Origin of the sequence: Mycoplana sp. BE70, assembly GCF_031455855.1 — a bacterium.
Lineage (GTDB): Bacteria > Pseudomonadota > Alphaproteobacteria > Rhizobiales > Rhizobiaceae > Mycoplana.
Genome location: NZ_JAVDTM010000003.1, coordinates 391407 through 405792, shown reverse-complemented (window position 1 = coordinate 405792; position 14386 = coordinate 391407). Strand labels below are relative to the sequence as shown.

At 62.2% G+C, this 14386-nt stretch carries 12 protein-coding genes; 2 read left to right on the top strand and 10 right to left on the bottom strand.

The features are described 5' to 3' along the window. Positions 1–243: 243 nt before the first annotated feature. The 7 genes from mnhG to J2Y48_RS08110 form a co-directional block, all read right to left on the bottom strand. Positions 244–630: a monovalent cation/H(+) antiporter subunit G gene (mnhG, locus tag J2Y48_RS08140; RefSeq protein ID WP_310415479.1), complete on the bottom strand. Its 387-nt coding sequence runs from the start codon at positions 628–630 to the stop codon at positions 244–246. Continuing rightward, the gene (locus J2Y48_RS08135; protein WP_310415477.1) at positions 627–908 is read right to left on the bottom strand and encodes a K+/H+ antiporter subunit F; all 282 of its coding nucleotides are present in this window, start codon (positions 906–908) and stop codon (positions 627–629) included. Before J2Y48_RS08135 ends, mnhG begins: the two co-directional genes overlap by 4 nt. Beyond that, positions 905–1387, bottom strand: a complete 483-nt coding sequence (locus J2Y48_RS08130) for a Na+/H+ antiporter subunit E (RefSeq protein WP_310415474.1) — start codon at positions 1385–1387, stop codon at positions 905–907. The genes J2Y48_RS08135 and J2Y48_RS08130 overlap by 4 nt, the downstream gene beginning before the upstream one ends. Then, positions 1384–3024: a monovalent cation/H+ antiporter subunit D gene (locus J2Y48_RS08125; RefSeq protein WP_310415471.1), complete on the bottom strand. Its 1641-nt coding sequence runs from the start codon at positions 3022–3024 to the stop codon at positions 1384–1386. Before J2Y48_RS08125 ends, J2Y48_RS08130 begins: the two co-directional genes overlap by 4 nt. After that, positions 3021–3359 carry a Na+/H+ antiporter subunit C gene (locus J2Y48_RS08120; protein ID WP_310415468.1) on the bottom strand — a complete coding sequence of 113 codons (339 nt, stop codon included), beginning with the start codon at positions 3357–3359 and terminating at the stop codon, positions 3021–3023. Before J2Y48_RS08120 ends, J2Y48_RS08125 begins: the two co-directional genes overlap by 4 nt. After that, a complete protein-coding gene (locus J2Y48_RS08115) occupies positions 3359–6268 on the bottom strand; it encodes a monovalent cation/H+ antiporter subunit A (protein WP_310415465.1) in 2910 nt (969 codons plus the stop codon). Before J2Y48_RS08115 ends, J2Y48_RS08120 begins: the two co-directional genes overlap by 1 nt. A gap of 209 nt (positions 6269–6477) precedes the next feature. Next, positions 6478–7299 carry a bifunctional allantoicase/(S)-ureidoglycine aminohydrolase gene (locus J2Y48_RS08110; protein ID WP_310415462.1) on the bottom strand — a complete coding sequence of 274 codons (822 nt, stop codon included), beginning with the start codon at positions 7297–7299 and terminating at the stop codon, positions 6478–6480. 260 nt (positions 7300–7559) lie between these two features. Between J2Y48_RS08110 and xdhC the strand changes: the two genes are divergently transcribed. Further along, the gene (gene xdhC, locus J2Y48_RS08105; RefSeq protein ID WP_310415459.1) at positions 7560–8420 is read left to right on the top strand and encodes a xanthine dehydrogenase accessory protein XdhC; all 861 of its coding nucleotides are present in this window, start codon (positions 7560–7562) and stop codon (positions 8418–8420) included. Between the two features lie 335 nt (positions 8421–8755). After that, positions 8756–9343 (top strand): J domain-containing protein, encoded by a 588-nt coding sequence (locus J2Y48_RS08100; protein ID WP_310415456.1) that lies wholly within the window; start codon positions 8756–8758, stop codon positions 9341–9343. Between the two features lie 47 nt (positions 9344–9390). Here J2Y48_RS08100 and J2Y48_RS08095 read toward each other — a convergent pair whose 3' ends face one another. Genes J2Y48_RS08095 through J2Y48_RS08085 form a run of 3 tightly spaced genes read right to left on the bottom strand, consistent with a single transcriptional unit; the run spans position 9391 to position 14227 of the window. Then, on the bottom strand, positions 9391–10932 hold the full coding sequence (locus J2Y48_RS08095; RefSeq protein WP_405030173.1) for a SpoVR family protein: 1542 nt from the start codon (positions 10930–10932) through the stop codon (positions 9391–9393). 15 nt (positions 10933–10947) lie between these two features. After that, a complete protein-coding gene (locus J2Y48_RS08090; RefSeq protein ID WP_310415452.1) occupies positions 10948–12255 on the bottom strand; it encodes a YeaH/YhbH family protein in 1308 nt (435 codons plus the stop codon). A gap of 22 nt (positions 12256–12277) precedes the next feature. After that, entirely contained in the window at positions 12278–14227 is a 1950-nt protein-coding gene (locus J2Y48_RS08085) for a PrkA family serine protein kinase (RefSeq protein WP_310415449.1), read from the bottom strand. Positions 14228–14386 lie beyond the last annotated feature (159 nt).

Sequence of the window (14386 nt, the reverse complement as noted above, 5' to 3'; positions counted from 1 at the left end):
CCTAGTTGGTATTCGCGCCGGATATTAGAGCGCGCAACAACACGACTAAAGCCTGTCTACGACATAATCATCCTGCTGCACGACCAGTGCGACATTTGCGTCCGGGCGGGCAAAGACCGAAGTCACGGCGCACGGCGGGCATTTGCTGCTCGGTTCCGAGAAAAGCACGCGGACGCAAAATGACGCGCCGCCCGGCCGGCAGAGAAGATGCGCCGTGTCGCGCGCCGATCGGCCGCTTAAGCCCTATTGTTCCAGCCGCTGCTCATCGTCCTGCGGGGAGACGGTGGCGGAGACCGACGGAACGTCCGGATCGCCTTCCGCGCGGTCGCGATGCAGTGCTGCCTGGGCGAGCAGCATCAGCGTGACCGGTGTCGTGACCGTCACGAAAATGCCGATCAGGATCTCGTGGAAAACTGGCCGGCCGCCGATGACGGAAAAGTAGATCATCGAAGCCATCACCACTCCGCCCGTTCCCCAGCTCGTGCCGAGCGTCGGGGCATGCAGGCGTTGGTAGAAGGTCGGCAGCTGCGTGAAGCCGATCATGCCGATCAGCGCCAGCCCCGCGCCGAGCAGCAGAAAGGCCGAAACGACGATGGCCGCCCACAGCGGCAAGTCGGCGGCATGGCTCATTCGATCACCTCACCGCGCATCAGGAACTTCGCCAGTGCGACCGTCGAAACAAAGCCGAGCAGGCCGATGATCAGCGCCGCTTCGAAGTAGATCGTTCGTCCGCTGCCGATCCCGAAGACCAGCAGCAGGAGCATCGAATTGAGATAGAGCGCGTCGAGGCCGAGCACCCGATCCTGCGCCCGCGGCCCGAAAACCATCCGCAGCAGGGCCAGCGCCATGGCGATCGAGAGCATCAGCTGAGCGGCCGTTAACGACCAGTAGAGGATCGTTGCGCTCATTCGAAAATCTCCCTCAGCAACCTTTCATAACGGTTCTTGACGATATCGATCCATTCCGTCTCGTCCTCGACGTCGAGAATATGCATGAGCAGCGTACCCTCGGACGAGTTGTATTCGATCCAGGCGGTGCCCGGCGTGCTCGTTACGATCACCGAAAGCAGCGCCAGCCCGGTCGGGTCCTTCAGGTCGAGCGGCACCGCCAGGAAGGCGGAGTGGTGCCCCGGCCGCCGGCCGGTGAGGATGAGTGCAACGACGGCAATGTTCGACAGGATGATGTCGTAGAGCACGATTGCAAGCAGCCGCGCGAGAAGATCCCATCGGCGGATGCGCGGCTTGTTCGGCCGCAGCGCCGCCATCGACCAGGAGGCAAAGATCGCGATGGCGCTGCCGAGGAGGAGATGGCCGACCGAGAAGCTGTTGAGGATGAGCCACATCAACAGCAGCGACAGGGCCAGCAGCGGGTAGGGCAGGACGCTCATTGCTGCACCTCTGCGCTGGCGGGCCCCACCTGGCGGGCATTGGTCACGGCGTCGATATACTGGTGCGGTGCGCTCAGTGCGCGCGCGGTCGCATCCATGTAGCGCATGGCCGGGCCAGCCTGGACAGTGAGGAGCAGGGTGGCGAGCAGAAGCAGCAGGACGGGCGCCACCTCGATCACGAGCACCCGGGGCTTCGTGCCCTCCAGCGATGCCCAGAACGTGCGGATGCCGGAGCGGGTCATCGCGATCAGTGCCGAAAGACCAGACAGGATGATGAGGAAGACGACGACCCACATGACGGCCGGCACAAGGGCAGCGCTGCCGCTGCCGGCCGGTTCCAGCATGGCCGACAACATGGCGAACTTGGCCACGAAGCCGGAAAGCGGCGGAAGCCCCGCAAGCAGAATGCCGCAGGCGGCAAAGCAGATGCCGAGCACCGCCATGGTGCCGGGCAAGGCCACGCCTTCTCCGCCTTCTTCCGGTTCGTCTTCATCCGCGTCACCGTAGACTTCCATCGTCACCGCCAGCATGCTCGCGCCGGCGTCCTGGCCGCGTTCGACCAGTTCGATCAGCATGAAGAAGGCGCTGATCGTCAGTGTCGAGCTTGCAAGGTAGAACAGCGCGCCGGTCGTGATCGCGCCGCTGCCGAGGCCGATGGCCATCAGCAGCGTGCCGGAGGAGACGAGCACCGAGAAGCCGGCGAGGCGGCCGAGCGCCTGGGAGGCGAGCACGCCGATGGCGCCGAAGGTGATGGTTGCCATCCCGCCAATCAGAAGCACCTGCAGGCCGAAGCCGGATGAGGACGACGTGCCTTCACCGAACACCAGCAGCGACAGCCTGAGGACCACATAGATCCCGACCTTGGTGAGGATCGCGAAAATGCCGGCGACGGGCGCGGCCGCTGCGGTGTAGGCCGGCGGCAGCCAGAAGTTCAGCGGCCACATGCCGGCCTTGATCAGGAAGGCCACTCCGAGAATGCCGGCACCGGCTTCGAGAAGCATCCGCTTCTGCGGTTCGACGCTTGCCACCCGAACGGCGAGGTCGGCCATGTTCAGGGTGCCGGTGACGCCATAGATCATGCTGACGCCGATCAAAAACAGCAGCGCGGCGGCGAGGTTGATGGCGATGTAATGGAGGCCGGCCTTGACCCGCAGGAGCCCCGAACCGTGCAGGAGCAGGCCGTAGGAGGCCGCCAGCAACACCTCGAAGAAGACGAAGAGATTGAACAGATCGCCGGTCAGGAAGGCCCCGTTGAGTCCCATCAGCAGGAACTGGAACAGGCTGTGGAAATGCGCACCCGCCGTGTGCCAGCGGGCAAGGGCGAAGATCAGGGACGGCAGCGCGAGCGTCGCCGTCAGCACCAGCATCAGTGCCGAAAGCCTGTCGACCACCAGAACGATGCCGAACGGGGCGGCCCAGTTGCCGAGAAGATAGACGCCCTGCCGCGCCGCTTCCGGTCCGTCGATGCTGTCGGCAAACCGGAAGAGCGCAACGGCAACGGCGAAAAGGATGATGGTGGAGGCGACGCCGATCATCGCCTTCTGCAGGCGCCGGCGCTCGTCGATCAGCAGCAGCAGCGCTCCGGTGACCAGCGGGACCAAGATCGGGGCAATGATGAGATGCTGCCCAAGGTTCATTGCGACTGCTCCCGGCCGTCGACGTGGTCCGTCCCGGTCAAACCGCGCGCTGCGAGCAGCACCACGAGGAAGAGTGCGGTCGTGGCGAAACCGATCACGATTGCGGTCAGCACGAGCGCCTGCGGCACCGGGTCGCTCAGGGCGGCTGCTTCAGTCCCGTCCGCAAGGATGGCGGGTCCATTGACCTTCAGTCCCCCGACACCAAAGATGAAGAGGTTGACCGCATAGGACAGCAGCGAGAGCCCGATGATGACCTGATAGGTGCGCGGCCGCAGGATGAGCCACACGCCCGATCCCGTCATGATTCCGATCCCGAGCGAAAGAACGAGTTCCATTATGTGTCCTCCGGCTTCGGCTCGGTCCTGATCCGGTAGGTGCGGATGGACTGGTGGGCAATAGCGATCAGGATCAGCACGGTTGCGCCGACGACGAGGCTGAACACGCCGAGGTCGAACAGCAGGGCGGATGCGGCCGGAACCTTTCCGATGAACGGCAGCGCCACATATTGCGAGTGCGAGGAGAGGAACGGGTAGCCCACGAACCAGGATCCGACGCCGGTCGCGACGGCGATGAGCAGGCCCAGCGCGATCCAGCGCAGCGGTAGGATTCGCAGGCGGTCCTCAGCCCAGCGGGTGCCGCCGCCGAGATACTGCAGCAGGAAGGCGATCGCCATGGTGATGCCTCCCGCAAAACCACCGCCCGGCAGGTCGTGACCGCGCAGGAACAGGTAGATCGCAAAGGTAATGATCACCGGGAACATCCACTGCATGACCACCGAGGGAACCAGCAGGTAATCCCTGACCGTGTCGCCCGGCTTGCGATCGGGCTGCGCATCGTCGAAGGCGTTCTGGATCTGCTGCTGTTCGGTGGTGCCGATGCTTTCCGACGCCGGCCGGAAACGACGGAGCAGCGCAAAGACGGTGAGCGCGACGATCCCGAGCACGGTGATTTCGCCCATCGTGTCGAATCCGCGGAAATCCACGAGGATGACGTTGACGACGTTCTTGCCGCCACCCTGCGTGTAGGCATTGTCGAGAAAATAGTTGGCGATGGTATCTGGCACCGGCTGCATCATCACCGCATAGGCAAGGATCGACATGCCGGCTCCGCAAGCGACGGCGAGCCCAAAATCGCGGAGGCGGCGCAGTCGCGCGGAGAGCATGGTGCTTTCGTCGATCTTGCCGACACGCTTCGGCAGCCACCGCAGCCCAAGAAGCAGCAACACCGTCGTGACGATCTCGACCACCAACTGGGTAATGGCGAGATCCGGTGCCGACAGCCAGGCGAAGGTGATGCAGGTGACGACGCCGGACCCTCCGAGGAGCACCAGCGCGGCGACGCGATGGTACTTGGCCAGCAGCGCGGCGCTCACCGCGGAAAGCATGCCGATGATCCAGATCATCGCGAATGCCGGGTCGACCTGGGCAAGCGGCGCCAGCTTCGGTTCAAAACCGGAAAGATAGAGTGGGATGGCTGCCGCAGCAAAACTGAACCCGGCGACGAGGCGCAATTGCGGCTGCAGCCGCCGGGTGCCGAGATTGGCTTCCACCCACCGCGCCCATTTCCAGGACACGGTGACCAGGATGCGCTCGAAGATGCGCTGTCCGCGAAGATGACGAAAGATCGGCGGGCCGTCCTCGCAATGCGCGAGGTACTTCTGCAGGAGAGAATAGAGAATCGTGCCGCCGACCATCGCGACCACGCTCATCATCAGCGGCAGGGTGATGCCGTGCCAGACGGCGAGACTGTAGTGCGGCGTCTCGGTGCCGAGGACCGAGAGCACGGCGGTGCTGAGGAACGGGCCGATCGACATGCTCGGCACGATACCGACGATCAAGCAGGCGAACACCAGGGACTCGACGGGAAAACGCATCCAGCGTGGCGGTTCGTGCGGGTGCGGATTGGGAATGTCGGTCGGTGGCGGGCCAAAGAAGACCGTGTGGATGAAGCGGATCGAATAGGCGACGCTGAAGGCGCCGTAGATGGTCGCGATGTAGGGCAGGGCGCGATCGAGAATCGAGTCAGCATGGGTCTCGACGGCTTCGGCGAAGAACATCTCCTTGGACAGGAAGCCGTTCAACAACGGCACGCCGGCCATCGCGGCGCAGGCGACCATCGCCAGCGTCGCCGTATGGGGCATGAAGCGGTAGAGCCCGCTCAGCTTTTGCATGTCGCGCGTGCCGGTTTCATGGTCGATGATGCCGGCGGCCATGAACAGCGATGCCTTGAAGGTCGCGTGGTTGACCATGTGGAAGATCGCGGCGACCGCTGCAAGCGGGCTGCCGAGGCTGAGGAGCGTCGCGATCAGGCCGAGGTGGCTGATCGTCGAATAGGCGAGCAATCCCTTCAGGTCGCGCTGGAAGATCGCGAAATAGGCGCCGAGCACCAGAGAGGTGATGCCGGCGAGGCCCAGCAGCCAGAACCACTCGAAGGTTCCAGACAGGGTGGGCCAGAGTCGTGCCAGCAAAAACACGCCGGCCTTCACCATGGTGGCGGAGTGCAGGTAGGCCGATACGGGCGTAGGCGCCGCCATGGCGTTTGGGAGCCAGAAATGAAACGGAAACTGCGCGCTCTTCGTCAGCGCGCCGATGAGGATCAGGATCAGCGTCGGCACGTAGAGCGGATGGGCACGCACCACGTCGCCCGCGGCCAGCACCGCGTCCAGATCATAGCTGCCGACGATATGGCCGAGCAGGATCACCCCGACCAGAAGACAGAAGCCGCCGGTGCCAGTGATCGTCAGCGCCATACGTGCGCCGTCGCGGGCATTGGCGTTGTGATACCAGTAGCCGATCAGCAGGAAAGAGAAGATGCTTGTCAGTTCCCAGAAGATCGACAGCACGATCAGGTTGCCCGAGAGCACGACGCCGAGCATCGCCCCCATGAAGGCGAGCAGGAACGAAAAGAATCGCGGGATCGGATCTTCCGCCGACATGTAGTAGCGGGCGTAGACGACGACGAGGAAGCCGATGCCGGTGACCAGCATCGAGAACAGCCAGGCGAAGCCGTCCATTCGCAGTGTGAAATTCAGGCCCAGTTCCGGAAGCCAGGAAATTTCCTGACGGACCACTTTGCCGGCCGTGACGGAAGGATAATAGAGCGCCGTCGTGATCGTCGCGATGAGCGCGACGCTGCCCGCCAGCCAGGCAGGCAGGGACCGGGAGGCTGTGCGCAACAGCAGGGCGGTGGCGATGCTACCGGCGAAAGGAAGAACTAACAGAAAAAACAACAATCTTTCAGGCATCAGCTAACATATCGCTTCGAATCGGAACCTCTTTGTCACATTGGGATTCGATGTCTAGCGCAGACCGGAGCCGGCCGCGCATAGACAATCATAAAATTATTGTTACCTATCAAGGCGCCCGTTGCAATTGCCTGTGCGCACGAACGCCGCGAAAGCGGCGTCGTGCCGGGATCAGGGCGCCCGCCGGACACTGGTAGGCGGCTGGAGCGTCAGCGTAGCTTCATGTGCCGGTTGACGTCCTTGTAGAGAAGGTAGCGGAACTTGCCGGGGCCGCCAGCATAGCAGGCCTGCGGGCAGAAGGCACGCAGCCACATGAAATCGCCGGCCTCGACCTCGACCCAATCCTGGTTCAGCCGGTAGACGGCCTTGCCTTCCAGCACGTACAACCCGTGCTCCATCACATGCGTCTCGGCGAAGGGGATGACGGCACCAGGCTCGAACGTCACGATCGTCACGTGCATGTCGTGGCGCAGGTCCGTCGGATCGACGAAACGCGTCGTCGCCCATTTGCCGTCGGTATGGGCCATCGGCGACGGCACGATGTCCTGCTCGTTGGCGAAGATCGGCTCCGGCACGTCCAGGCCGTCGACCTTCTCATAAGCCTTGCGGATCCAGTGGAAGCGGGCGGCTTCAGCCCCATGGTTGCGCAGGCGCCATCCGCTCGACGGCGGCAGGAAGGCAAATCCGCCCGGACGGAGCACATGCAGTTGCCCGCCGAGTTCGACCGTCACCTCACCCTCCATGACGAAGAGCGCGCCTTCGGCGCCCGGGTCCAGTTCCGGCCGGTCGCTGCCGCCGCCGGGGGCGACTTCCATGATGTACTGGGAGAAGGTCTCGGCGAAACCGGAAAGCGGGCGCGAGAGAACCCAGAGGCGAGTATCGTCCCAGAACGGCAGGTAGCTCGTGACGATATCCATCATCACGCCCTTGGGGATGACCGCGTAGGCTTCGGTAAAGACTGCCCGTCCTGTGAGCAGTTGCGTCTGCGCTGGAGCGCCGCCCTTCGGTGAAAAATAGGTCCGTTCAGTCAACTCAGTCTCCCGGTGTGTTTTTGCGATCCGACAGATCACGTATGCCGATCGATAGCGCAGTCTGCCTGAAAAGTCGTCGGAAAATCACGATGAAAGCCTTTTGCGTTGCGCCGCGGAACCGTCCTTCGTGCATGGAATTGATCCATTCTGAAAGCGATCTCTATGGCAGTGGCGAGCATTGCGGACTATCGTGCCTGTTTCGCACACCGATGTGCCTGAGGCGCCCGTTCCACTGCGCAGAGCGGGCAAGGAGTGAAAGCATGGCTGCCGCCCGAGGGAGTTTGCGGGAGTTTCTGCGGGATGAAGCGGACTGCGTACTCGTCGAGGTGACGGACGCTGACGGCTCGACGCCGCGCAACACGGATGCCTGGATGCTGGTTTCGCAAAACGGCATCTTCGCCACAATCGGCGGCGGCCAGCTCGAATACCTAGCGATCGACCATGCGCGCCGTGCGTTGCGACAGCGCCAATCCATTGCCCCGTTGACGGTTCCGCTGGGCCCCGAAATCGGTCAGTGCTGCGGCGGGCGCGTCAAGCTCGCCTTCACGGCGGTAACGGAGCAACTTTCAGAGGATCTGATTGCGCGCAGCGACGCCGAGATGGCGCGCCGGCCGCATGTCTATATTTTCGGCGCCGGCCATGTCGGCCGTGCGCTGGCCATGGCGCTGGCGCCTGTGCCGGTCCGCACCGTCCTGATTGATACCCGCGAACAGGAACTCCGCGACTGCCGGATCACTGGCGTCGAAACCTGCCTGACCCCGGTGCCGGAGGCCATGGTGCGTGATGCTCCCGCCGGCAGCGCTTTCGTTATCCTCACGCACGATCACGCGCTTGATTTTCTGATCACCGCCGAGGCGCTTTCTCGCGGCGATGCGGCCTATGTCGGCATGATCGGCTCGAAGACGAAGCGGGCGACGTTCCGGAACTGGTTGTCGCGCGAGGTCGGTCGCCCCGAACTCTGTGAGCGTCTTGCCTGCCCGATCGGCGGCGCGGCGGTAAAGGACAAGCGCCCGGCGGTGATTGCGACGCTCGCGGCGGCCGAAATCCTGACGGCGGTTTTGACACACCCGACCGAAGGGTCCCGAGGGAAAGGGCACGTCCAGAGTTCATCGGCGCGCTGATCCTGCAACCGGCATCTATCAATCAAGCGTAACAGGCAGCAATTTTGAGTCTGCGCAGCCTCTCTCTCCGGTTGCTGCGTACAGAAAGTACAATTAGCGATCGTCGGTCAGTACATCGCGTGGGCATGCAGAATCTCGTGGATTTCGCCCGAGTTGTCGCCGTGCGTGGGACATGAGAACATAGGAATGCCGGATTTGAGCGGTGATTCTCGCCGACCAAAACAGGGCAGGGCAAGGAATTGGGCACGACGTGTGCTCCGGGGTTGAGGCGGACCGCCTCAGCCATTAGGAGGAGACGGGGCCAAAGTCGAACTTTGCCGGAGACGGGTGAAACTGTGATCGATCCCTATGACATCATCGGCGTCCCGCGCGATGCCAACACCGCGGCGATCAAGGCCGCGTACCGACGTCGCGCCAAGACGGCCCATCCGGATTCCGGCGGCGACGTCGATACATTCGGCAGGCTCAAGGTCGCCTACGAACTGCTGCTCGATCCCGTGCGGCGGAAGGTCTACGACGACACCGGCTATGATCCGGAGCTTGCGGATACCAAGGACCTCAAGGGCCTCATGGTGCTCGAAAAGCTGATCAACGAGGTCATCCTCGACGAACGCGAACCCGGCAGTTTCGATCCGATCGCGACGATCCGCCGAAAGCTGACGAACGAGATCGTCAATGCGCGCTTCCACATCATGGAGATGGAGCGGCACCGCGCCCGCATCCGCAACCATATGGATCGCGTCGGCAAGCGGCCCAATACGGACGTGTTCGGCAGCATGCTGCGCGCCCGCAGCGAGGCGATTGCCGAGGCGATCGAAAAGGCCGAGGCGCAGATCAAGGACATCGAACAGGCCTACGGCATGCTCGACGGTTATTCGTATGAGGTCGAGATCGAGACCGAGACACGCAGCGCTGCAGAGTAAACTGTCCGCAATAGAACCATTGCCAAGTGCTGCAATTCGGACATGCCCTACAGGCTGTCCTCATCGGTCGAGCATTCATAGAGCTCTTCTCCGGTATCGGCATCAACGCCCACAAGGCTGACGTCGTAGCCCCAGAGGTGACGGATGTGGCGCAGGGTGGCGTCGCGGCTGTCCTCCTCGAGCAGGATGCCGTTCTTGACATTGTGCTGCAGCCGCAGTTGGCGGTCGCCCAGAAGATCGACGTCCACCACCTGGATGTCCTGCTGGTTGACGCCGATGTCGTAGCTTCGGGCGAGCGCTGCGCGGATGGCCTGGTAGCCGCGCTCGTTGTGGATGGAAGCGACTTCCAGATAGTTGTCGCTCGCGCTGTCGGTCAGCAGGAAGAGCCTGAATTTTCGGATCAAGGCCGGGCTCAGATATTGCAGGATGAAGGACTCGTCGCGGTGGTTCGCCCAGGCGTCGAGCAGCGTCGAGCGCCAGTCTCCGTTTCCCGCGATCTCCGGGAACCAGTCGCGATCCTCCTCGGTGGGTTCGATGCAGATGCGCTGGATGTCCTGCATCATGGCAAAGCCGAGCGCATAGGGGTTCATCCCGGAATGGCGGGGGTCATCAAAACCCGGCTGGAAGACGACGTTGGAATGGCTTTGCAGGATTTCCAGCATCGCTCCTTCTGAGATCTGGTCCTTTTCGAACAGCCGGTTCACGATCGTGTAGTGCACGAACGTGGCGCACCCCTCGTTCATCACCTTCGTCTGTCGCTGCGGGTAGAAATACTGGGCGATCACACGAACGATCCGCAACAGCTCCCGCTGCCAGGGCTCCAGGATCAGGCTCGTCTTTTCCAGGAAGTAGAGCAGGTTCTCCTCCGGGAGGTTCAGCGCCTTCTTTCGTTCCGATGCGTCGCGCTCGGCGGCGGCCCGGTCGTGGGTGGCGGCCGAAGGCGGCAAGGTCCGCCAGAGATCGTTGAAGGTCTGCTCCTCGTATTCCAGCCGTTCCCGCGCGCGCTCGCGCTCCTTTTCCGATGACAGCCTTGGCGGGCGGCGATAGCGGAAGACGCCCTGGTCCATGATCGCATGGGCCGAATCGAGAATGGCTTCCACCGCGACCGTTCCGTACCGCTCCTCGCACTTGATGACGTATTTCTTGGCGAATTCCATGTAGCTCAGGATCGCGCTGGCTTCGGTCCATTGCCGGAAGAGATAGTTGTTCTTGAAGAAGTGATTGTGGCCGAAGGCGGCGTGCGCGGTGACGAGCGCCTGCATCGCCATCGTGTTTTCTTCCATCAGATAGACGATGCAGGGATTGGAGTTGATCACCAGCTCGTAGGCGAGGCCGCGACGCCCCTTGCGGTAGAGATGGTCCTCGAAGACGAAGCGCTTTCCGAACGACCAGTGCTGATACATCAGCGGCATGCCGACCGAGGAATAGGCGTCCAGCATCTGCTCGGAGGAGATGATCTCCATCTGATTGGGATAGACGTCGAGCTTGAGCTCGTCGAGCGCGATCGTCTCGATCGCCTCATACGTGCGCGCAAGCGTATCGAAATTCCAGTCGGAGCTGTGAAACAGCAGCTTTCCGGCGCTTTTCATCATCACGATGCCTTTTCATTTGCGCGGCTTGCGGGTGGCGGGCTGCCTGGCAAAGAGCTTGCGGAAGACCGGATAGATGTCGGCCGGCTTGGATATCCGGGTCATCTGGAAATTGGGAAACTCGCCGTCGATGGTCCTGTAGGCCCGCCACAGCGACGTGCCGTTGTCGGTGCGGGCAAAAATCTCGCTTTCGCGTTCGTCGATGATCTCGACATAGGCGTAGTATTGGCAGAGCCGCATGACCGCGCTGAGCAGCGTGATGCAGCGGTCGGAATCGCCGGAGATATTGTCGCCGTCCGAGGCCTGGGCGGCGTAGATGTTCCATTCGCTGGCGGGATAGCGCGCCTCGATGACGCGCAGCATTTCCGCGAGAGCGGTGGAAACCATCGTGCCGCCGCTCTGCGTGCTGTAGAAGAATGTCTCCTCGTCAACCTCCCGCGCCTCGTCCGTGTGTCGAATGAAGACGATCTCGATGCGCTCGTAGCGGCGCTTGAGGAAGAGGTGCAGCAGCACAAAAAACCGCTTGGCGAGGTCCTTCTCCCGCTCGCCCATTGAGGCCGATACGTCCATCAGGCAGAACATCACCGCGCTGGCGTTTGGCAATGGCTGCTGCTCGAAGCGGTTGAAGCGGATGTCGACCGTATCGATGAATGGAACGCGCCGGCGCCGCCGCTCCAGCCAGTCCAGTTCGGCTTGCAGCATTGCCAGCCGTTCATGCGCTTGACGGCCACCCTTTGTTTCCAGTTCGGCGATCTCCGCCAGCAGCGCATCGATCTCCGCCTGCTTGGGCCGTCGCAACGCAATGCGCCGGCCGAAGCTGTTTCGCATCGTTCGCCCGACATTGATGTTGGTGGGATTGCCGGTCACCGAGAAACCGGCGCGTCGGGGCTTGAAGGTGGGGGTTTCCTTCAGCGACAGTTTGACCATGTCCGGCAGTTCGAGGTCCTCGAAGAACAGGTCGAGCACCTCGTTGCGTGAAAGGACGAACTGGAAGTCGTCTTCGTCCTCCCCGGTGCCGGCACCGCCCTTGCCGCCTCCGCCGCCTTGTTGCTTGCGCAAGCGATCGCCGGGGGAGAATTCCCGATTGCCCGGCAGCACACGTTCCCGGTCGCCGGTGTCGGGAGCGGGCTGGAACGTCGGCTCACCGACACCACGCGTGGGCATCGACACGCTGTGGGTGGTACCGACATCGGCGATGCCGATGGACTTGATCTGCTCCTTGACGGCGCGCTTGAGTTCTTCGCGTGCCCGTCGCAGGAAGCGTTGCCGGTTGCCGATGCTCTTGTCCTTCGGGTTCAGACGCCGGTCGATGAAATTCGGCATGCCCACGACCCCTCGGTGGGCATCAGCCCGCTTTGTTGACCCGCATGTACCAGTCGACCAGACGCCGGACCTGGCGCTTGGTGTAGCCGCGTTCGATCATGCGCTGGATGAATTCGGCGTGCTGCTTTTCGGTCGAACTGTCCTTCTTGGAGCCGAAGCTGATCACCGGAAGAAGATCCTCGACCTGGCCGAACATCCTCTTTTCGATCACCTCGCGCAGCTTTTCGTAACTGGTCCAGGAGGGATTGCGTCCGTGGTTCTTGGCGCGGGCGCGCAGGGTGAACTTCACCACCTCGTTGCGGAAGTCCTTCGGATTGGCGATGCCGGCCGGCTTTTCGATCTGCGACAGCTCGCTGTCGAGGATCTGCCGGTTGAGGATCTGGCCCGTATCGGGATCCTTGAAGTCCTGGTCCTCGAGCCAGGCATCGGCATAGGCGATGTAGCGGTCGAACAGGTTCTGTCCGTATTCGCTGTAGGATTCCAGATACGCCTTCTGGATCTCATGGCCGATGAACTCGGCGTAGCGGGTGGCCAGTTCCGAGCGGATGAAGTCGAGATAGGCGGCTTCGGTTTCCTTGGGGAACTGCTCGCGCTTGATCGCCTGTTCCAGGATGTACATCAGATGTACGGGGTCGGCCGCAACCTCCTTGGTGTCGTAGTTGAAGGTTTCCGACAGCACCTTGAAGGCGAAGCGGGTGCTGACACCGGTCATGCCTTCGTCGACACCGGCCACATCCCGGTATTCCTGGACGGATTTCGCCTTGGGATCGATATCCTTCAAGTTCTCGCCGTCATAGACCCGCATCTTGGTGTAGAGCGGAGAGTTCTCGTGGGGCGCCAATCGGGTCGAGACGGTAAAGCGGCTGAGGTTTTCCAGCACTTCCGGCGCGCAGGGATTGTTGGCGAGTTCGCTCTCCCGCAACAGCTTTTCGTAGATTTGCCGTTCCTCTGTGACCCGCAGGCAATAGGGAACCTTCACCACGAGGATGCGGTCGAGGAAGGCCTCGTTGTTCCGGTTGTTCTTGAACTGCAACCATTCGGATTCGTTCGAGTGGGCGAGCACCATGCCCTGGAAGGGGAAGCCGCCAAAGTTCTCGGTGCCGTTGTAGTTGCCTTCCTGGGTTGCCGTCAGCAGCGGATGCAGCACCTTGATCGGCGCCTTGAACATCTCGACGAATTCCAGCAGCCCCTGGGTCGTCCGGTTGAGGCCGCCGCTGTAGGAATAGGCGTCCGGGTCGGCCTGGCTGTAGTTTTCGAGCTGGCGGATGTCGACCTTGCCGACCAGCGCGGAGACATCCTGGTTGTTCTCGTCGCCAGGCTCGGTCTTGGCGATGGCGATCTGCCGCAGTCGCGACGGCATCATCTTGACGACGCTGAACTTGGAGATGTCGCCGCCAACCTCGTCCAGCCGCTTGGCGGCCCATGGGGAGATCAATCCCGTGAGGCGGCGGCGAGCGATTCCGTACTTGTCCTCGAGCAGGTCGGCCATCCGTTCGGGATGGAACAGGCCCAGCGGCGACTCGAAGATCGGGCTCACCTTGCCGTTGACCATCAGGGTATAGATCGGCCGCAGTTCCATCAGTTTCTTCAGGCGCTCGGCCAAAGAGGACTTGCCGCCGCCGACCGGGCCGAGGAGATAGAGGATCTGCTTGCGTTCTTCGAGACCCTGAGCGGCATAGCGGAAATAGCCCACGATCCGCTCTATCGTGTCTTCCATGCCGTAGAAATCGGAGAAGGTCGGGTAGATTTTGATGGTACGGTTCGAGTAGATGCGCCCGAGCCGTTCGTCGGTGCTCGTATCGACAAGGGTGGGTTCGCCGATCGCATCAACCATGCGCTCCTGCGCGGTGGCGTACATGCTTTTATCATCACGGCACGCGAGCAGGTATTCTTGAAGACTCATCTCCTCCCGCGCGGTGCTGGAGTAGATCTCCGAGAAAAGATTGAAGACGTCGGATTCACCCCTTTGCATGGTCGTCTCCCACGACAAGCCGTTGAAGTCGGATCGGAATCGCTGCCTGTAGAATCATTATACAGGAAAACGGAATCCTTGGACCAATGTTCCCTTCACATAATCGGCATTGTTTGCAATTTACGTGATCGATGACTGGCCGCGGGCATCAAGGGTTTG